This is a genomic window from uncultured Mailhella sp. (genome assembly GCF_944324995.1).
Taxonomy (GTDB): Bacteria; Desulfobacterota; Desulfovibrionia; order Desulfovibrionales; family Desulfovibrionaceae; genus Mailhella.
The window spans coordinates 64790-84813 of sequence record NZ_CALUYL010000004.1 but is presented as its reverse complement, the minus strand read 5'-3'; the positions used below and the strand labels follow the sequence as shown (position 1 = coordinate 84813).

General features: G+C 62.4%; 17 protein-coding genes. 9 read left to right on the top strand and 8 right to left on the bottom strand.

All coding sequences use genetic code 11. From position 1 onward, the window contains the following. Positions 1-108: 108 nt before the first annotated feature. From Q0K02_RS03535 to Q0K02_RS03520, 4 genes are all read right to left on the bottom strand, one after another. On the bottom strand, positions 109-2559 hold the full coding sequence (locus Q0K02_RS03535) for an ATP-binding protein (RefSeq protein ID WP_294485124.1): 2451 nt from the start codon (positions 2557-2559) through the stop codon (positions 109-111). Then, positions 2556-3503, bottom strand: coding sequence for a hydroxymethylbilane synthase (gene hemC / locus Q0K02_RS03530; RefSeq protein ID WP_294485121.1), 948 nt, complete (start codon positions 3501-3503; stop codon positions 2556-2558). The genes Q0K02_RS03535 and hemC overlap by 4 nt, the downstream gene beginning before the upstream one ends. A gap of 391 nt (positions 3504-3894) precedes the next feature. After that, on the bottom strand, positions 3895-4134 hold the full coding sequence (locus Q0K02_RS03525) for a zinc ribbon domain-containing protein (protein WP_294485120.1): 240 nt from the start codon (positions 4132-4134) through the stop codon (positions 3895-3897). Between the two features lie 4 nt (positions 4135-4138). Then, the gene (locus tag Q0K02_RS03520; protein ID WP_294485118.1) at positions 4139-4753 is read right to left on the bottom strand and encodes a D-sedoheptulose 7-phosphate isomerase; all 615 of its coding nucleotides are present in this window, start codon (positions 4751-4753) and stop codon (positions 4139-4141) included. 394 nt (positions 4754-5147) lie between these two features. Between Q0K02_RS03520 and Q0K02_RS03515 the strand changes: the two genes are divergently transcribed. From Q0K02_RS03515 to ychF, 6 genes are all read left to right on the top strand, one after another. Beyond that, the gene (locus Q0K02_RS03515; RefSeq protein ID WP_294485116.1) at positions 5148-6023 is read left to right on the top strand and encodes an NAD(+)/NADH kinase; all 876 of its coding nucleotides are present in this window, start codon (positions 5148-5150) and stop codon (positions 6021-6023) included. A gap of 446 nt (positions 6024-6469) precedes the next feature. Next, positions 6470-7906, top strand: a complete 1437-nt coding sequence (gene gatB / locus Q0K02_RS03510; RefSeq protein WP_294485114.1) for an Asp-tRNA(Asn)/Glu-tRNA(Gln) amidotransferase subunit GatB — start codon at positions 6470-6472, stop codon at positions 7904-7906. A gap of 68 nt (positions 7907-7974) precedes the next feature. Beyond that, complete coding sequence (locus tag Q0K02_RS03505; protein WP_294485112.1) at positions 7975-10626, top strand: PBP1A family penicillin-binding protein; 2652 nt, start codon at positions 7975-7977, stop codon at positions 10624-10626. A 245-nt stretch (positions 10627-10871) separates the two neighbouring features. After that, positions 10872-11054 (top strand): hypothetical protein, encoded by a 183-nt coding sequence (locus Q0K02_RS03500; RefSeq protein ID WP_294485110.1) that lies wholly within the window; start codon positions 10872-10874, stop codon positions 11052-11054. Beyond that, positions 11051-11908 carry a ubiquinone/menaquinone biosynthesis methyltransferase gene (locus Q0K02_RS03495; RefSeq protein ID WP_294485108.1) on the top strand — a complete coding sequence of 286 codons (858 nt, stop codon included), beginning with the start codon at positions 11051-11053 and terminating at the stop codon, positions 11906-11908. Before Q0K02_RS03500 ends, Q0K02_RS03495 begins: the two co-directional genes overlap by 4 nt. A 31-nt stretch (positions 11909-11939) precedes the next feature. Further along, on the top strand, positions 11940-13043 hold the full coding sequence (gene ychF, locus Q0K02_RS03490; protein WP_294485106.1) for a redox-regulated ATPase YchF: 1104 nt from the start codon (positions 11940-11942) through the stop codon (positions 13041-13043). A gap of 262 nt (positions 13044-13305) precedes the next feature. On the opposite strand, the gene Q0K02_RS03485 is transcribed toward ychF, so the two are convergent. The 3 genes from Q0K02_RS03485 to Q0K02_RS03475 all read right to left on the bottom strand — a co-directional run bounded on the left by Q0K02_RS03485 (position 13306) and on the right by Q0K02_RS03475 (position 16396). Next, positions 13306-13725, bottom strand: a complete 420-nt coding sequence (locus Q0K02_RS03485; protein WP_294485104.1) for a lysozyme inhibitor LprI family protein — start codon at positions 13723-13725, stop codon at positions 13306-13308. A gap of 415 nt (positions 13726-14140) precedes the next feature. Continuing rightward, positions 14141-14842, bottom strand: coding sequence for a DUF533 domain-containing protein (locus Q0K02_RS03480; RefSeq protein ID WP_294485102.1), 702 nt, complete (start codon positions 14840-14842; stop codon positions 14141-14143). Positions 14843-14950: 108 nt separating this feature from the next. Further along, positions 14951-16396: a phospholipase D-like domain-containing protein gene (locus tag Q0K02_RS03475; protein WP_294485101.1), complete on the bottom strand. Its 1446-nt coding sequence runs from the start codon at positions 16394-16396 to the stop codon at positions 14951-14953. 204 nt (positions 16397-16600) lie between these two features. Here Q0K02_RS03475 and Q0K02_RS03470 point away from each other — a divergent pair, with 204 nt between their 5' ends. From Q0K02_RS03470 to Q0K02_RS03460, 3 genes are all read left to right on the top strand, one after another. Continuing rightward, a complete protein-coding gene (locus Q0K02_RS03470; protein ID WP_294485099.1) occupies positions 16601-17386 on the top strand; it encodes a nitroreductase family protein in 786 nt (261 codons plus the stop codon). Then, a complete protein-coding gene (locus tag Q0K02_RS03465; protein ID WP_294485097.1) occupies positions 17383-18240 on the top strand; it encodes a DUF368 domain-containing protein in 858 nt (285 codons plus the stop codon). Before Q0K02_RS03470 ends, Q0K02_RS03465 begins: the two co-directional genes overlap by 4 nt. Before the next feature lie 206 nt (positions 18241-18446). Then, entirely contained in the window at positions 18447-19082 is a 636-nt protein-coding gene (locus Q0K02_RS03460; protein ID WP_294485096.1) for a hypothetical protein, read from the top strand. A gap of 456 nt (positions 19083-19538) precedes the next feature. On the opposite strand, the gene Q0K02_RS03455 is transcribed toward Q0K02_RS03460, so the two are convergent. Then, positions 19539-19967, bottom strand: coding sequence for a TOBE domain-containing protein (locus Q0K02_RS03455; RefSeq protein WP_294485094.1), 429 nt, complete (start codon positions 19965-19967; stop codon positions 19539-19541). Between the last annotated feature and the right edge of the window lie 57 nt (positions 19968-20024).

The following is a 20024-nucleotide window of genomic DNA, read 5'->3' as shown; positions in this document are numbered from 1 at the left end:
GTCCGTTTCTCCCCTCGGAAAAACAGGCGGACGCCTTTTTCAAACTATGCGTTCGTTCCCGGCGCGCCCAGCGCCCCGAAACGCCGCGCTGCGCAAAAAGCGCGCCGCTCAGGCCCGCGTTCTGCGCTTTCTAGTCTTGAAGCTGTGCTCGGCCAGCCAGCCGAATTCGCTCAGCCTTTCGTCAACCTTGTAAAACAGCGTATCTCGGGCAAAGGTGCCGTCCTTGCGGCGACGCCCCACCGGCATGCCGGTAAGCAGTTCCATGGCTTCCGAGATGTGCGTCACGGGATAGATGGCAAAACGCCCCTCGCGCACGGCTTCGACGACCTTGTCGTCCAGCATGAGATGTTCCACGTTGTCGCGCGGAATGATGACGCCCTGCTCGCCCGTGAGTCCGCGGCGGGAACACAGCTCGAAGAAGCCCTCGATCTTGCGGGTGACGCCGCCCACGGCCATGATCTGCCCGGACTGACTTACCGCACCGGTAAAGGCCAGAGACAGGCGGATGGGCACTTCCGACAGGGCGGAGAGCAGCGCCGCGAGCTCCGCGCCGGACGCGGAATCGCCTTCAATGCCGCTGTAGCTCTGCTCGAAGCAGAGGCTGCCGGAAAGCACCAGCGGCTTGTTGTGCGCAAACTGCGAGGCCAGATAGCTTTTCAGAATCATCATGGCCTTGGTGTGGATGGGGCCGCCGAGCTCCGCCTCGCGCTCAAGGTCAATGATGCCGCCGTGTCCCACGCCCACGGTGCAGGAAATCTGATGCGGCAGGCCGAACTCGTAGTCGCCGCTCGTGGTCACGGCCAGACCGTTGACGCAGCCGACCTCGGAACCCGACGTGCGCAGCTTGATGACGTCGCGGTCGTATTCCTCCATGAAGAGTTCCTCGACAAGATCGGAGCGATGCCGACGCGCTTTCAGCGCCGCGTTCAGACTGGCTTTGTCCACCACGGACTTGCCCGCCATGGCGGCCGTGGCCGACGCCTCGATGAGCGTTTCGCGCATGAGCGGAAAACGCAGCGTCAGCTTCCGGTGATCCTCGCACAGCTCCGAGCCGTGATCCACCAGACCGGCCAGCGCTTCGCGGTCGAACGGCAAGAGATCGGCCTCGTCCATGATGCGGGCGAGCTGGCAGAGCCACGACCGCACGGACGGCGCCGTGCGCTCGGTTTCCGAAGCCATCTGTGCCTTGATCTTGAACTGCTTGGCAAAACGCTCGTCGCGCTCCAGCAGCATTTCGTACAGATCCTCCTCGCCCACGAGCACCACTTTCAGATTCAGGGGCATGGGTTCCGGCTCTATGCCCTTCACGCGGGAGGTGTCGTTGAAGTCCGGGTCTTCGATGCGGGCCACGCCGGAGCGCAGCGCGCGCATGAGTCCTTCCCAGGCGGGGCCGTTGGCCAGAAGATCGTTGGCGTGCAGCACCAGATAGCCGCCGTTGGCGCGATGCAGCGAACCGGCCTTGATGAGCGTGAAGTCCGTGACGAGCGCGCCCATTTCCGATTCCCTTTCCACGCAGCCCAGCAGATTGCCGTAGGTGGGATGATCCTCCACCACCACGGGCGCGCCGCGCATGTCGCCGTTGTCCACCAGCACGTTGACGCTGTAGCGGTACAGATCCGGCTCCTGCGGCGCGGGGCTTTCGCCGTGCCCCGGCAGGGACGGCCCGTCCTTGGGCAGAAAAAGCTCCAGATGATCCAGCACGTCGGCCCGAAGATCGTCAAAGAACGTGCGCAGCGCGTCGGTCTTCTCCTCGCAGCCGGACAGGCGGCAGGCCTTGTCCGCCACCGGCGAGACCAGACGGTTCAAGAGATATTCCGCCGCCTCGCGCTCAAGCTGACGCTCCTTTTTCTGAAAGCCCTTTTCAAGCTCGCCCATCTTGCGGACAAAGGGAGCCATGCTCTGCAGCAGCTGATCCGCTCTTTTCTTGAACTCCCGGCGCTCCAGCGCGTCCAGAAGCGACACTTCCTCGTCGCTCAGGCGCTTGCCTTCCTTCATGGGAAACAGCGACAGCGCTCCCTGCTCTTCGGCTTCGAGCGCAAAGCCCTTTTCTTCGGCCATGCGCTCAAGTTCCCTGACCATGTTCGAGCGCGCTTCGCGGAACTCTTCGCGTCCGGCGCGGCGCTTGCGCAGAAACACGTCGGAATCAAGCCGCGCGGGCAGCTCATCGCGAAGCTGACGGAGCGCGTCGGCCAGCGCATCGCGCATCTGGCTGCCCTGTCCGGCAGGGAGCTGAATGAGAACGGGCCGATCTTCGTCCTTGAAATTGTTGACGTAAATGACATCCGGCGGCGTGGCTTCCCGACGGGCGAGCGGTTCGAGAAAATCGCACAGCATGTAGGTGCGCCCCAGATCGGGCGAGCCGGAAAGGTACACGTTGTACCCGGAATTGCGGATATGCACCGCAAGCTCCAGCGCGGCCAGCGCCCTGGGCTGCGCCGGGCGACGGCGTCCGCCCCGGGGAATGGCGCGGCTGTCCTCCCACGGAACGCGTTCCGCGGGCCAGCTGGGGCGCAGCTTGTCCGCAGACAGCGGCGCTATGGTGCGAAGCGCAGGACTCATGCCTTTTCCCCGTCTTCTCCGTTGTAAAGTTCAGCCAGAATGCGATCTGCGCCTTTGGAAAGCAGTTCCTCCGCCAGCGCGCAGCCCATGAGCTCCGCCTGTTCCGGCGAGGCCTCGGCGCGTCTGAATCCGCGTATCACCGTTTTGCCGTCCACGCCGGCCACCAGCGCGGAAAGTTCCAGCTCGTTGCCGTTCAGCACGGCATGGGCCGCAATGGGCACCTGACAGCCGCCGTCCAGACGACGCAGGAACGCGCGCTCCGCAGAAACGCACAGGCGCGTGGGCTCATGCTCAAGGAAGGAAAGAAGCTCGCGCAGATCGGCCCTGTCTTCACGCATTTCCACACCGAGCGCGCCCTGTCCCACGGCAGGCAGCATGTCCGGCGGCGTGAGATCCTGCTGGAAGGTGGCGGAAAGTCCCAGACGCTTGACGCCCGCGCGGGCGAGAATGATGGCGTCGTACTGCCCTTCCTTCATCTTGCGCAGACGCGTTTCCACGTTGCCGCGAAGCATGGCCACGCGGATGTCGGGCCGCAGCGCCAGAACCTGCGCCTGTCTGCGCAGGGAACTTGTACCGAGCACGGCCCCAGCAGGAAGAGCGGAGAGTTCCGCATAGCGCTCGGAAAGGAAGAGATCGTTGCACACTTCCCGTTCCGGAACCGCGCCCAGAATCAGCCCCTCGGGCAGCACCATGGGCACGTCCTTCATGCTGTGTACGGCGATGTCCGCCGCGCCGGAAAGCAGCGCCTCCTCTATTTCCTTCACGAACAGGCCCTTGCCGCCCACCTTGGCGAGGGGCACGTCGAGAATGACGTCGCCCTTGGTCTTGAGCACGAGCAGTTCGACTTCCAGATCGGGATACTGCGCCGTGAGGCGTCCCTTGACGTGTTCCGCCTGCCAGAGCGCCAGCTTGCTGCCGCGCGTGGCAATGATGATTTTTTTCATAAAAACTCCAGAGTTGCCGGAACCGACGCGCCTCAGTTTTTATCAGGACGCCGTCGGGTCTTCCGTCGCGCCGGGGGCGCGGCCCCCCGCGGGGAAACGGCAGAATGAATGACGCCGGCTTGCCCGGCAGCTCGAATTTTGCCTGCTTTCCGGAAAAACGCTCCGCGCTTCCTGGATGCGCCACGCCGCCGCGAAAATACTCCGCGAAAAAACGGCTTTCCCTCCGCACGCCGACGCAGACGTTTCCGACGCGTCCGGCGCACTGCCTTACGGCTGCGGACCCGCTCCGAACAAAGACAAAATCATGGACGCGATGCACCCGCGTCGCGTCCATGAGGCATTCAGAAAAAACGCTGCGTCGCCGCAGAAAAACAGGCTATGTTCCCGCAGACTAGTGACCGCAGCTTGCGCAGTTGCCGCCGGAGCATCCGGCGCACCCGCCGCCGGACGCCGGAGCCGAAGGAAGATCGAAGGAATCGGGCGTTCCGTCGGCCAGACGGCAGGAGCAGCGGGAAATCATCTTTTCCGTGTCCGTGGAATGGCACTTGGGGCAGGAAGGCTTTTCGTCGCCGAAGACGAGATCCTCAAAGGTATGATTGCAGGCTTTGCAGCGATATTCGTAAATAGGCATGGAATCAGGCTCCTTTCGGGCCCTCGCTGAGGGCCTGAACATTCTCGAAGAGATAATGATCGATAAGCTGACACAGAAGGTGCATGCACGCTTCGTGCATTTCCTGGATCAGCGGAGTATGCGAATGGGGTACGTCGAGCAGATAGTCGCACATGGCGGCCATTCTGCCCCCGCCCTTGCCGGTGAGTCCCACCACCGTCATGCCCGCGGCGCGGGCGGCTTCGATGGCCTTGACGACGTTGGCGCTCCCGCCCGACGTGGAAAAGGCCACCAGCACGTCGCCGGGACGGCCGAGGCCGGACACCTGACGGGAAAAGACTTCTTCATATCCGTAGTCGTTGCCCACGGCGGTCAGCGTGGACGTGTCCACCGTGAGCGCCACGGCGGGAAGCGAGGGGCGTTCCATGAGAAAACGACCCAGAAGTTCTCCGGTCATGTGCTGGGCGTCGGCCGCGCTGCCTCCGTTGCCGCAGACAAGAATCTTGCCGCCGTCGGCAAGACTGCGCGCCATGCGGCGGGAAGCGGCGTCGAGCACGGGAGCGGCGTCGGCAAGGAAGCGGCGACGCAGCTTCGCGCCCTCTTCCGCATGTTCGTGGATGATTTCAAGAGCTGTTTTCATGATGCTCCATAAGCGCTTGACGTGAGCGGCTCTCGCCGCGACTTTCAGAGAAGGAACCATACTCCAAAGCGCCGACACTGACAATGGCCGGGGCCCGCCCACGGCGGGCACGCGTCCCTTCCCCGCAGAAGAGAAATAACGTTCCCATGCGCTTCGGCAAGGGGCAAGACCGCCTTTTTCCGCAAATTTCTCCGAGCTTTTGCCAAAAGCCGCAGCCTTCCGGCTCCCGGCGGGTCCGCCGCCGACATCCGGCCGTTGTTTCAATTTTCCATTGCGCGGGTTTGTTCTTTAGAGTACAAGAGCCTTTGTCCGGTCCGCCTTCCGGCGAGCGCTCCTTCGCCGCGCCGTCCGGGCGGCCATTCCCCGCCGTTGCAGGCGATTTCAAGGATGTTTCATGCAGCCCATCTCCCGTCTTCTCATTCTTCATAAGGACAACCCTCAGCCGGAAAACGCCGGGCGGGCCCTGATTCCCTGGCTGCGCTCCCGTCAGGTGGAAGGCGTGCTGCTTTCCGCCGGCGCCGACGCCATGACCATGCGGGCCGAGGCAGCCGCCAGTGACGCCGTTCTCGTGCTCGGCGGCGACGGCACCATGATAGGCGTGGCCCGCCGTCTGGCCGGCATACGCACGCCCCTTGCCGGCATGAACTTCGGCAGGGTGGGCTTTCTGGCCTCTCTTCCCGCCGAGGGCTGGGAAGAACCTCTGGCCGACATGCTGCAGGGCCGATGGGAGCTGGAACGACACCTCACCCTGCACTGGCGCATCCTGCGGCGGAAGGGAGACATGCTGGAGCCCCTCAGCGAAGGCGTGGCCATCAACGACGTGGTCACCGCGCACGGCGTGGTCGCCCGCGCGGTTTCTCTGAGCCTGAACATCGACGGCGTCCACTTCAGCACGCTGCGCTGCGACGGCGTCATCGTGTCCACGCCGCTCGGCTCCACCGCCTACACGGCCTCCGCAGGCGGCCCGCTCACCATTCCTTCCATGAACGCCCAGCTCGTCACGCCCATCTGCCCCTTTGCCGGGGGCTTTCCTCCCATCGCGCTGCCCGCCTCTTCCTGCATCCGGCTGGAAGCCTGCCGTCAGGGCGATCAGGTACTGCTTTCCGTGGACGGGCAGGAAAATCTGCCGCTGGACTTCGGCGACGTGCTGGAAATCCAGGGCACGCCCGATCAGCTCCACATGCTCGTGAGCGACAAGAACTGGTATCTGCGCCGCCTCATCGATCGCGGCATCGTCACCTCCGGGCCGGGCAGACGGGAAAACGGCTGAAAAAGCCTTCCGCGCTCCGCCTCGCCCGGCGAAAACGCGCGCCCTCTCGCCCTTGCCCCTCGCCGAGGCAGGGCGCAGGCCGCAAAAATCCCCGAAGATCTTGCGCCGCATCGTTTCCCGAAGACGCGGCAGCTTGCCTTCCCTGCGTTCGGCGACTCCCGCGAACCTTCCGTCCGACAGCGAAACTTCCTCCGCTCCGCGTTCTCAGTTTGCTCCCGCGCCTCGTCGGCGCCATCCGGGCCGCCGCCCGCCCTGCGGCAAAAAGCGCCCGTCGCGTGTTCCGCCGCTTTGGCCCGTCCGCGGTCGCCTCTACCCGGCCGCCTCTCCCTCCCGCGACGCCCTGAACGCGCACCCGGGTTTCGCTTGAGCCCCGCGCCTTTTAATGATAGCAATACAGATTCCTCCATTCGGAGCTTTGTTTACCAGCTATTTTCAGGGAGTACCCCATGTCTGCATACGAGGCTGTCATCGGCCTGGAAGTACATGTACACCTGGCCACGGCCAGCAAACTTTTCTGTTCCTGCCCCAACTCCTTCGGCGACGAGCCGAACACCAACGTCTGCGAAGTGTGCTCCGGCATGCCCGGCGTGCTGCCCGTGCTCAACCGCAAGGCCGTGGAATACGCCACGCGCATGGCCCTCGCCATCCACGCGCAGATCAATCAGCGCTCGCAGTTCGCCCGCAAGAACTACTTCTACCCCGACATGCCCAAGGACTATCAGATATCGCAGTTCGAGCTTCCGCTGTGCGAACACGGCTGGCTCGACATCACGGTCAACGGGCAGAAGCGCCGCATCGGCATCACCCGCATCCACATGGAAGACGACGCGGGCAAGAACATCCATCCGCAGGGCGAAAACTTCAGCTACGTGGATCTCAACCGCGCCGGCACCCCGCTCATCGAAATCGTGAGCGAACCTGATCTTCGCAGCGCCGAAGAGGCCGTGGCCTACCTCAAGAAGCTGCACGCCATGGTGGTGAGCCTCGGCATCAGCAACGGCAACATGGAGGAAGGCTGCTTCCGCTGCGACGCCAACGTGTCCATCCGTCCGCGCGGCGAAACGAAGCTCGGCACCCGCACCGAACTGAAGAACCTCAACTCCTTCCGCAACGTGCAGCGCGCCATCGAATTTGAAATCGCAAGGCAGTCCGATCTGCTCGACGACGGCGAAAAGGTGATTCAGGAAACCCGCCTCTACGACGCGAACCGCAACCTCACCGCCCCCATGCGCAGCAAGGAAGACGCGCAGGACTACCGCTACTTCCCCGACCCCGACCTTCTGCCCGTGGTCATCACCGACGAGGAACTCGCCGAATGGGCCGCCACGCAGCCCGAACTGCCCGAAGCCCGCATGGCCCGCTACATGGGCGAACTCCAGCTGCCTGAACAGGACGCCGAACAGCTCTGCTCCGATCCGCATCTCGCCGAGCTCTTTGAAAAGACCTGCGCGCTCGGCGCTCAGCCCAAGAAGGCGGCCAACATCATGCTCGGCATGCTGTTGCGCGAAATCAATCAGACCGGCGTCAGCAGCGCCGACCTCAAGATCACGCCCGAAGCCATCGCCGAGCTTGTCACCATCATCGGCAACGGCACCATTTCCGCCAAGATTGCCGCCGACATCTTCCCCGAGCTCATGAAGGGCGACGTCATGCCCACGGCGCTCGTCAAGGAACGCGGCCTCGTTCAGGTTTCGGACACCGGCGCCATCGACGCCGCCGTGCAGAAGGTGATCGACGCCCATCCCGCCGAAGTGGAAGCCTACAAGGGCGGCAAAACCAAGCTCGTCAGCTTCTTCGTCGGCCAGGTCATGCGCGAAATGCGCGGCAAGGCGAATCCCGCCATGGTCAACGAAGCTCTGGCCCGTCTGCTCGGCCAGAACTAGCGCGCAGTCACGGCGTTCCGCCCCCCGGGCGGAACGCTTTCCCCGGACACTTCACTTTCCCTATTGCCATGAGCGACAAAGACTGGAACAACGACAACGGACTCGACAGGCTCGATTTCGGAACGCCCGCCCCCGGCAGGAACAAGAAATATTCCAGGCCCGCGGCGGAGGACGACTCCGACAGCGAACTGCTTTCTCTGGACGCTCCCGGAAAATCCCGCAGAAAACGCCGCAAGGGCCGCGGATTCTTCGGCACCATACTCTATCTTTTCGGCACGCTGGTCGTGCTCGGCGCGCTGGGCGCGGCCGCAGGCGGCTACATGCTGTATCAGTGGGTGTCCGACGATCTGCCGAGCTTCAGCAAAATCGCCGACTACCGTCCGCCGCTGGTGACCACCGTGCTCGCCCGCGACGGCAGTCTCATCGGTCAGCTCTACCACGAACGGCGTTTTCTCGTCACGCTCGACCAGCTTCCCAAGTTCGTGCCCATGTCCTTCCTCGCCGTGGAAGACGATCAGTTCTACAATCACCCCGGCGTGGACATCAAAGCCATCGTGCGCGCGGCCATAGCCAACTTCCAGCACGGCTCCACAAGGCAGGGCGGCAGCACCATCACGCAGCAGGTGGTCAAGCGCCTCATGCTCACCCCGGAAAAGAGCTACGAACGCAAGCTCAAGGAAGCCATTCTCGCCTACCGTCTGGAAAAGCAGCTCAGCAAGGACGAAATTCTCACCCTCTACATCAATCAGATATTCCTCGGCAACAACGCCTACGGCGTGGAAGCCGCCGCGCGCGTGTACTTCGCCAAGAACGCCAGGGATCTCACCATTGCCGAAGCCGCGCTCATCGCCGGTCTCGGCCAGTCGCCTTCCGCCTACAATCCCTACCGCAATCCCGAAGCCGCCCAGAACCGTCAGCGTCACGTGCTGCGCCGCCTGCGCGACCTCGGCTGGATCAGCGACGCCCAGTACGACGAAGCCATCAACCAGAAGCTCGAATACAAGGCCATGCCCTCGTCCAATCCCGACGGAGCCTGGTACATGGAAGAAGTGCGCCGCCTGCTCGTGGAAATGTTCTCGGAAGAGAACTGCAAGAAAAACGGCTACGACTTCGGCATCTACGGCGAAGACGCCGTGTATGAGCTCGGCCTCACCGTGCACACCGCCATGGATCCCGTGCAGCAGAAGGCCGCCAACGAAGGTCTGCGCCACGGTCTGGAAGACGCCACCAAGCGTCACGGCTGGCTCGGACCGGTCAAGCATCTCGAACCTTCCGAATACGCGGACTTTCTCAAGAAAAAGGACTTCCAGCTCTCCGATCTCGACGACGACGGCTGGGCGCTCGCGCTCGTGACGAGCGTGAACAAGTCCGGCGCGGACGTGCTGCTCTCCGAAACGCAGCGCGGCTACGTGAGCGTGCGCACCATGAACTGGGCGCGCAAGCCGAACAAGCGCGTGGCCGGTTCCGTCACCGCCGTGGTGATGCGCGACGCCACAAAAGTGGTCAAGCCCGGCGACGTCATCTGGGTTTCCCGCGACAAGACTCCCGCCGCGCCCGCCAAATCCCAGAAGAAAACGGGCAAAAACGTGACGGAAGCGCCCAAAAACGCACAGAACGCCGTGCTGCGTCCCCATGAAGCCGTCATTGCCCTGCGACTCCAGCAGTATCCCGACGTGCAGGGTGCCATGGTGTCCATCGAACCGCAGAGCGGCGACGTGGTGGCCATGGTGGGCGGCTACTCCTTCGGCAGCTCCGGCTCCCAGTTCAACCGCGTCACGCAGGCGCAGCGCCAGCCCGGCTCCTCGTTCAAGCCCATCGTCTATTCCGCGGCGCTCGACAACGGCTTCACTCCCGCCTCCATGCTGCTCGACGCCCCCATCATCCTCATCGACAAGTGGACGAAAAAAGCCTGGCGTCCCGGCAACGACGACGGCAAGTTCAACGGCCCCATGCCGCTTTACCGCGCCCTCGCCCGCTCCCGCAACCTCTGCACCGTGCGCGTGGCGCAGCAGATGGGCGTGGAGCACATCATTGCCCGCGCCAAGGCCCTGCGCCTCACGCCCGAGTTCCCGGCCACCCTGTCCATCAGTCTGGGCGCCGTGGCCGTGTCTCCGCTCAATCTGGCGCAGGCCTACACCGCCTTCGCCAACGGCGGCAAGGTCAGCTCGCCGCGCTTCATCACCAGCATTCAGGGCCCCTGGGGCAACACCATCTATGAAAGCCAGCCCGAATCCGTGCAGGCCATCACGCCGCAGAACGCCTACGTCATGGCCAAGCTGCTCGAAGGCGTGGTGAACTTCGGCACCGGCGGCAAGGCCCGCGTGCTGGGTCGCCCCCTCGGCGGCAAAACCGGCACCACCAACGACGAAAACGACGCCTGGTTCATCGGCATGACGCCCTACCTCGTCACCGCCACCTACATAGGCTACGATCAGCTCCAGCCCATGGGCCGCGGCGAAACCGGCTCCGGTGCCGCCCTGCCCGCCTACATCTACTATGCCAGGGAGGCGCTCAAGGCCTATCCGCCCGACGACTTCCCCAAGCCCGACGGCATCGTGTTCGCCGACGCCGACGGCATGAGCATGCCTTTCATTGAAGGCACCGAACCCGGCACGGGCTACGGCCTCGACGCCCTCGACGGCGACGTCGATCCCGCGCTCGTCCAGCAGGTGGAGGAACAGGCTCAGCAGGGCGAAGATCTGCTCAAGGACATGTTCTAATCGCTCGCCGGGAGCGGGCCGCGCGGCTCACTCCCGGCGTCAGCGTCCGCTCCGGCGGAGCGTCGGAACGCAAACCGGAACAAAGATCCGAAAAGCGCCGTCCGAGACACGTCAACATAAAAAGGCTGGGGGGCATTCCTTCCCGTCTTTTTGACCCGCCCGGTTCCCAGCCGCGGTGGCCGGGGCCATTCCCCACAGGCGGGTTTTTTTGCCTTCAGCTTGCGGCCGTGCCGCAGGAGTTCATAATGGAAAAACTGGAACGTGAAATCATGCAGGTGAGCAAGGAAATCGCGGTGAAGTTCATCGAATCGCAGCGCCTTTCTCCCAGCAATTTCGAGGAAATCTTCCCCTCCATCTACCGCGTGGTCATGGACACCGCCCTGAAGGGCAGAGAACGCCTCGAAGAAGAGGAAGGAGACGAGCAGTGAGTCAGAACATGTCCGGCGACGAATCCCTTTCCCAGAAGCAGGCGTCCGCATCTTCTGCCGAAAACAGCCGTCCCGCAGCGGACGCGGCCGCAGACAACGCCGGAACGTCCGCAGACGCCGCGTCTTCCGAACGCGCGTCCTCCCAGGAGCCCGGCGACGAGCACACCCGCAACGTGTCGGAAATGTTCGGCCGCATGACGCCGTGGTACGACCTGCAGAACCGCGTGTTCAGCCTTTTTCTGGACTGCTGGTGGCGGCGCAATCTCGTGCGTTCCGTGGTTCCCGGCCCCACGAACACGGTCATCGACATGGCCGCGGGCACGCTCGACGTCACCCTTGCGCTGATACGCCGCTATCCTGAGCTGCGCGTGTACGCCACGGACATCTGCGAGCCCATGCTCCGCTACGGCGAAGAGCACAAAATGCGCGCCGGCGAACGCTCCCGCGTGACCACCATGGTGGCCGACGCCCGGCACATGCCGCTTCCCGACGGCTGCGCCGACGCCGTGACCATCGCCTTCGGCATCCGCAACGTGCGCCCCCGCATGGAGGCCCTGCGCGAAATGCATCGACTGCTCGTACCCGGCGGCAGAGCCTGCATTCTGGAATTCGCTCCCGTGTCCACGCCCGTGTTCGGCCCGTGCTATCACTGGTATCTGCGCCACATCATGCCCAAACTCGCCGGACTCGTCAGCCATTCCACGTCGGCCTACGACTACTTCGCCGACACCATCGAAAACTTTCCGAAGCCCGCCGCCTTCAGCGACGAACTGCGCGAGGCGGGCTTTGCCTTTGTTCAGCACATTCCCTTCACGCTGGGCGTCGCCAATCTTCACATAGCCGTGCGCGGCTGATGCGCGTCCCGCCTTATTCCGGAGTTTTGTCATGTCACTGAGTCTAGGTATCGTCGGTCTGCCCAACGTGGGCAAGTCCACCCTGTTCAATGCGCTCACCAAGGCGCAGAACGCCGAAGCCGCCAACTATCCCTTCTGCACCATCGAGCCCAACAAGGCCACCGTGGCCGTGCCCGACAAACGCGTCGACGCGCTCACCGAGCTTGTGAAGCCCGCCAAAACCATCTATGCCACCGTGGACTTCGTGGACATCGCCGGTCTCGTGCGCGGGGCCAGCAAGGGCGAAGGTCTCGGCAACCAGTTTCTGGCCAACATCCGCGAATGCGCCGCCATCGTGGAAGTGGTGCGCTGCTTCGACGATGAAAACATCGCCCATGTGGACGGCAGCATTGATCCGCTGCGCGACGTGGACACCATTGAAACCGAACTGCTGCTCGCCGACCTCGACACCGCGGAAAAGCGCCTCGATACGCTGAAGAAAAAATCCAAGTTCGACAAGGAAATGCAGAAGGCACAGCCCGTGCTCGAAGCGCTCGTCGCCCATCTTGGCGAAGGCAAGCCCGGGTCCACCTTTGAAGTGCCCGAACTCAACGAACCCTTCAAGCAGGTGTGGCGCGAACTCTCCCTGCTTACGGCCAAGAAGTTCATCTACTGCGCCAACGTGGACGAAGCCGGCATCGAGGAAGACAACGAACACGTGAAGGCGCTGCGCAATCTGGCCGAATCCCGCGGCTGCGGCATCGTGAAGATCTGCGCCCGCCTCGAAGAGGAACTTCAGGGCCTCTCCGACGCCGAACAGGCGGAAATGCTGGAATCCTACGGCATTGAGGAAAGCGGCCTCGAAAACATCATCCGCATGGGCTATCACACGCTCGGTCTGGCGAGCTTCCTGACCGCCGGCCCCAAGGAAGTGCGCGCCTGGACGTTCCGTCAGGGCTGGAAGGCTCCGCAGGCCGCGGGCGTCATCCACACCGACTTTGAAAAGGGCTTCATCCGCGCCGAAGTCATCAGCTACGAAGACTACATGAAGTACAAGTCCGAAGCGGCCTGCCGCGCTGCGGGCGTGCTCCGCGTGGAAGGCAAGGACTACGTAGTTCAGGACGGCGACATGATGAACTTCCTGTTCAACGTGTAAGACTGATGCCGCGTGATCGCCCCTTTCTGGAGCGGCGGTTCACGAACAACCTTTCCGCATAACAAAGGCGCGTTGTCAAAACGCGCCTTTGTTATGCACCGGCGAAAGACATGCCGCAGACAGCTTTTCTGTAGCGTCACGGCGAGCCACGCGCTCCGTGACGAGGCATCTTCGGCCTCAGGTCTTCGATGCGTTTTCCTTCACGCAACGATGCGCCAACGTCTCAGACGCCGTCCGATTCAAGGATACACGGCACAGGGCCCTACTCGCCCTGCCCGGCCATGCTTCCCAGTTCCTGCGCCTGCTTTTTCGTCTCCCTCGCCAGAAAATCCGCACCGAGAACCGGTCCCATGGTGCCTTCCTCATAGCCCATGATCGCGTCCGACATGGCCTCCTTGTACTGCACCCACAGGCGTTCCGCATTGCGAAGACGATTCTTGCACGCCTTCGGATCACCCGTATCGCCGCACCGCTTCATGGCCGCCTTGTAATTGCTGTTCAGCTCGGCATCCCAGTACTTGTAGGCCTGGTCAAGGCACATGCGCATTTCCATCGTCACGCCCCCCGACTTTTCCATGCAGGCGTCAAAGCCCGGAGCCAGTTCCTCTTCCGCCAGACACGGCTGAACGGTTCCCAGACACACGAGCAGCGCTCCCACGCCCAGCATCGACGCTCTTTTCATACCTCGCTCCTTCACAGTTTTCCTCCTGCCCCTTCATCGCGCCTCGCGCGCAGGCCGGAGACGTTTCACCCGCAAGAAAAACTGTTTCAGTGTAGTACAAAAAGCCCGCGCCGCAAAGTCCTGCCGAAACTGTGATGCGGCAGAACTCTGCGGCGCGAAATCGCTTCATAAGCGTTTGAGAGCGCCCCCCGTCAAGTCGTCATCCCTTCGGGAACCAGGCCGAGACGGACAAGGCATATCATCCTGTTGCTACAACAATTAACTATCCGTCATGCCACCTTTAACAATAAAAGTCTGCTGGAATTCCGGTGGAAAGGCATCACGCCTGCGCAATCCATCAGATGTCATGAAGGGGCTTATGTCCTGCTCCGGCGCACGTTGGCGACGCGCCGGAAACGAAAAGGCGAATGCTCTTCTAGCCCGGCAGAAGCTGCTGCCTTGCCTGCGCCACTTCCTGCTCCAGCGCCGCCTTTCTCTCGGCGGACAGATGCAGCGCCGAGGCCAGACCGTCAAGATAGCTGCGTTCCATAAAATGATCGACGTCCACAATGAGACAGGAGAGCCGATACAGATCGTCGCCCTGCTCCGGCGAACGCACTTCCGCCGCCAGTCGGGACGGATCAATGGGTTCGCTCATCAGGCCGTTCATGACTGCGGACATGTCTCTGCCCGGACAGATCTGCTCCACCAGCTTGAGAATGCGTCCCTGTTCCGTCGCGTCGATATGCCCGTCGGCCCGGGCCGTGTACACCATGGCGCGAAGCATGAGCATGGCCGTATTGTCCAGCGCAGGCGCGGGCACGGAGGCTCCGACCGTCGTCCCGGTCGTCTGCCGGGAAATCACTTCGACGTTCTCCGTCTGAGCGCCACGGCTCTGACTCCACTTCTGATAAAAATTCCAGGCCACGGCGCCCGCACCCACCAGAGCGGCGTCCTTCAGCACGTTCTTGGAAACAAAGCTGCCCAGAAGCGCGCCCAGAGCTCCGGCTCCGAGCAGTCCGCCGAGTCCGCCGGGCGCTTTGGAAGTGATATCGGAAGCCGTGTTCTTCGCCTTGTCGGCAAAGGAACCAAGCGTGGATTTGAGTTCAGGGGAATTCAGAATATCGAACAGCGACATGGCAAACTCCTTGCATGACATAAGGTAGCGTATGTTACTCACATACGGCATTGGGCGGATAAGTCAACGACAGAAGTCTTGCGTAATATTGCGCTACCTTTCAGGGCGTCAAATATACGGACTGAGCAGCCAGCACAGCGAATCGAACAGCTTTGAGGGAAGCGCGGCACGATCATAGTCTTCGTAGCGCATCCGGCGCGAGCGGGACAGCACCTCATCGGCGTAGTCCGAAAGTTCCTTCTGAAACGCCGGATCGGCCACCTCGACATTGAGTTCAAAATTGAGAAAGAGACTGCGCGGATCGAGATTGGCCGAACCCATCAGCGCATACCAGTCGTCCACCAGCAGAAGCTTGGTATGGGCGAACGGCGGCGGCTGATACCAGATGCGCACGCCCATTCTGGCCAGCGGGCCCTGATAGCGGCGGGAGGCGTGATGCACATAGAAAAGATTGTTCTGCGCCGGAAGAATGACGTCCACCTGCACGCCGCGCTGCACGGCGGCCACCAGCGCGCCGGACAGCTCGCGCGGAGGAATGAAGTACGGCGTGAAAATGACGACCCGCCGTCTGGCCGCGGAAATCACGCCGCACAGAAGCTGATGAATGTCTTCCCGACTGCGGCCGAGCCCGTCGAACACCAGACGGCAATGTGACGCGCCCTTCTCCTCCGGTTCCATGAGCGAAGGCGGCGTGGGCAGCTTGCTCACGAAAGCCCAGTCCATGAGAAAGGCTTCCTGCAGGCGCGCGGCCACAGGCCCGGTGCAGCGGAAATGGATGTCCTGCACGCGTCCGCGCCGCGGCAGCGTGACCAGATGATGATCCCCGATGTTCATGCCGCCGGTAAAGGCCACGGTTCCGTCGCAGGCGAGCACCTTGCGGTGCGTGCGCAGATTCACGGCAAACATGGGCGGCCACAGGCGCGGCGGCAGAAACATCTGCACCTTCACGCCCTTCTCGCGCAGCTTGCGCCACGGCTTGCGCAGCGAATAGATCATGCCGCCCAGCCCGTCCACAATGAGCCTGACGTCCACCCCTCGTCTGGCCGCATCTTCAAGCGCGTCGGCAAAGGCGCGGCCCGTATCGTCGCCGCGGAAAATATAGGTGGAAAGGCAGACCATGCGTTTGGCCTGACTTATGGCTTCCAGCATGGCCGGATAGGCCTCTTCGCCGTTCTTCAGAAGTTCCAGCCGGTTGCCGCGCATCATGCGGCGTCCGGTGAGGGCGCGGCCCACCTTCAGGGCCTCCCATTCCGCAGGCAGAGAATCGTCGTCCTCTTCGGAGTTCAGGCGGCGATCCAGTATTCTGTCGGACGAATCCTGCCTCCTGGCCGCCTCGTCGAGAAGGCGTCCGGCCAGGCTGTCGGCCCGGCTGATGCCGAAAAGCGAATACGCAAGACTCCCCAGAAACGGCAGCAGCATGATGCTCGCCACCCAGGCCAGAGCGGACTGTGAATCCTTTTTATGCAGCAGCGCGTGTACGACGCAGAACAACGCCCAGACAAAACCAACAACGGCGACCAGCGCCCCGAACACGACAAGAGTCAACGATTCCATGAATGTTCCCTGTCTGAGGAAAACCGCAGAGAAACTGCAGAACCGGCAGCCCGCAGCGCGCATGTCCGACGCCCAGCCCGTGTTCTGCTGCAGAAGGGAAAACCGATGCCGACGGCGACAACGCCGAAAGGAAGTTCTTCCCCTTTCGCGCATTTTCCTCTATGCTGCACGAACATTCTTTAGCACATACCTTCAGGAAAAGCCATGATACACATAGAGAATTCCCGTTGCGTCCGTTGCGGGCTGTGCGCCCGAGTCTGCCCCCTGCACTGCTTTCACGTTTCCGACGAAGGCGTGCGCATTCATCATGAAGAATACTGCATGCACTGCGGTCACTGCGCGGCCGTCTGTCCTCAGGCCGCCGTGCAGCTGGACGGCGTGAATCCCGACACGCTCGCTCCCGCGGCTCCGCTGCCCGATGCGGACAGTCTTGCGGCGCTCATCCGCGGCCGCCGGTCCGTGCGCGAGTTCAAGGAACAGAACGTGCCGGAAGAGCTGCTGCTGAAAGCTCTGGACGTCGCTCGTTACGCGCCCACGGGCAAGAATCTGGAAAACGTGAGCTGGCTCGTGCTGGAAGGCAGAGACGTGCTGCGCCGCGTGGCCGACGCCGTGGCCGACGCCTTCCGCGGAGACAAGCGCCTCGCCGGTGTGGTGCTTTCCCACGACCGGGGCGGAGACCCCATTTTCCGCGGCGCGCCCTGCGCGGTGTTCGCCTGCGCAGGCGGCTCCTATGATCTCGACATCGTGAACTGCTCCATTGCCGTGTCCTCGCTCGATCTGCTGCTTCCCGTCATGGGCCTCGGCGGCTGCTGGGCCGGCTACGTCATGCGGGCGGCGGCCATGAGCGAAGACGTGCGCAAGGCCATGGGCGCGGAAGACGGTCTCATCCCCATGGCGGGACTCATGATAGGCGTTCCCGACATCCGCTACCGCCGCATTCCTTCCCGTCGCGAGCTGCGCGTGCGCCTGGTGAAGGGAGACAAGGCATGAGGGAAAAACTGCGCTACCTTCTCTGCGGACTGGCCATGGGCGCCGCCGACGTGGTGCCTGGCGTGTCCGGCGGCACCATCGCCTTCATCACCGGCATCTACGACAAGCTGCTGAACGGCATCAAGGCCTTCAACATCACGTTCTTCCGGCTCTTCTTCACCGGACGCTTCAAGGAAGCCTGCGCGGGCATTCCCTGGGGCTTTCTGCTGCCGCTGGTCATCGGCATAGGCACGTCCATCTTCAGCCTTGCGCGCCTGACGCTCTATCTGCTCCACGCCTGGCCCGAAGCGCTGTGGGCCTTCTTTTTCGGGCTCATCATCTCGTCCATCGTGCTCATGACCCGAGGTCAGCGCATGCCCGCAGGCAACGTGCTGCTGCTCGTCGCAGGAGCCGTGGCGGCCTGGTTCGTCACCGGAGCCGAAGCCATGACGGCCTCCCACGCCCTGCCGAACATCTTCGTTGCCGGATTCATCGCCCTGTGCGCCATGATTCTGCCCGGCATATCCGGCTCGTTCATGCTGGTCGTCATGGGTCAGTACGCCTTCATCCTTTCCGCGGTGGTGCATCTCAATCTGCCGGTGCTTCTCACCTTCATCGCCGGGGGACTCTGCGGGCTCATGAGCTTCAGCCGCGTGCTCGCCGCGTGCTTCCGACGCTATCCCTTGCAGACCAACGCGGTGCTCATCGGCTTCATGGCCGGATCGCTGCGCACGGTATGGCCGTGGCACAACGGCACGCTGCCCGCGCTTCCGCCGGTCATGGACGGCATGGTGCTGCTCGCACTTCTCACCTGCGCCTGCGGCGTGGCCCTGCCTCTGCTGGTGCAATACATTGCCACGAAAAAAACGTTCTAGCGTTCGTCCGTTTTCTGTATCCGTGCAGAAAACGGACTTTTTTTTCCTGCAACTTTCTCTTTGAAACAAAAGTTCCGCATTTTCTTCATCGACACCGCTTGACAAGCGCGTTCTTCACGGCGAATATCCATCACCCTTTCCCCGGTCCGGGGCGGTCATTTGCTGCCTTTTTCGCAGAAAACAGACTTCATCACGATGTGCCTGCCATGAATATCCGCTTTTCATCTTTGCAGAACAGGGAACTTTTTTCTGATCTGAAAACCATTGCCTTCGCACTGCGTCTTCTCTTCGGGCTCGGCCTGGGCATTCTGGTTCTGTTCCTCATTTTCTGGTGGGATGCCGGCTCCCTTCATCCCTTTGCGGAAGTCGGTCCCACGGAGTTCAGTCAGACGCTGCTGCTTCTGACAAGCACGGCGCTTTTCTTTTCCGAGGCGCGCCGCTGTCCGGACATGCGCCGGGCTCTGACGCTTGTCGGAGGACTTACCGGCTGCATGCTCATACGCGAGCAGGACTACTTTCTCGACATGATCTCCCACGGCTGCTGGAAGTGGCCGGCCCTCACGCTGGCCTTCGTCTGCCTGGCCTTTGCGGTCTCGAATCTTCGCGACGCCGTCGCCGGACTGGCCCGGCTGGTCCGCTGGCGGCACTTTCCTCTTCTTCTCGCGGGACTCGTCATTGTTCTGGCGTATTCCCGACTGTTCGGCACAGGCGTGCTGTGGAAAACGCTGCTGCCGGACGGCGACTGGCGCGCCGCAAAAAATGCGATGGAAGAATCCAGCGAACTGCTCGGATACGCGCTCATCTCAACCTCCGCGCTGCTGCTGCGCTTCGGCAAAAAATAGTACGCCGCTCCACCTGTGTGTGGGGGGGGGAGCGACGCATGCGCCGCCGCTGCGAAGCCCCTGATTTTCCCGACGCCTCGATGCAAAACGCCTCGATCCGGCATGAAGAGTCCGCTCCGTCACGACGGAGGAGCCTGCGCGCCTCGCCTGGAACCGGCATGGAGAAAAGAAACAAAGGATGCTGAAAGTAAGGCGTCAGAGCTGCCGCGACGCCAAAAATGAAAAGCGACGCGACGCAGAGACACGGCATCAGCGACGCAATCAGCGATGCGACGCCCGGACATCAGAAACACGCGGCTGAGACACAACGGCAGAGAGATGCCGTCAAAAATACACGAAAAAGGGGCACGCGAAAGCGTGCCCCTTTGCCTGTACAGGAAAAGTTCTTCCAACCAGAAGCAATCTGCGCTGCCTGCCGTTCGGCTTGACGCCGCCCGCCCGTGCAGGTTTTGAGCGTTACTTCTTGACGGCGATCAGAACGTTGGGAGACTTGAACATGGCGACCACGGTGCAGCCGCGTTCCAGACGCAGACGGTTCACGCCTTCCAGCGTGACGGTGGCGTTGATTTCCATGCCGCTGGGGGTCTGAATGAGCACTTCGCCGTTGACGAAGCCGCGCACCAGCTTGACCACCTTGCCGGTGAACTGGTTGCGGCAGGAAAATTCGTATTCGTTGTCGTCAGCCACAAGCATGATTTCCGTAGCCTTGACAAGGGCCACGGCTTCCTTGCCTTCGGCCAGGGAAAGATTCTGGAAGCTGGCGTGGGAAATCTGGCCGTAAATCTTTTCTCCGGTTTCCAGGGTCACTTCGACCTCATCGCTGAGGCTTCCGGGGATAACAGCAGTGATTTTTCCGGGATAGGCATTGCGAGAGCTGGTCTTCATCATAATCTCCTGATCAAATAAACGCTTATCAGCATATCTCCTCACGGCCACATGATA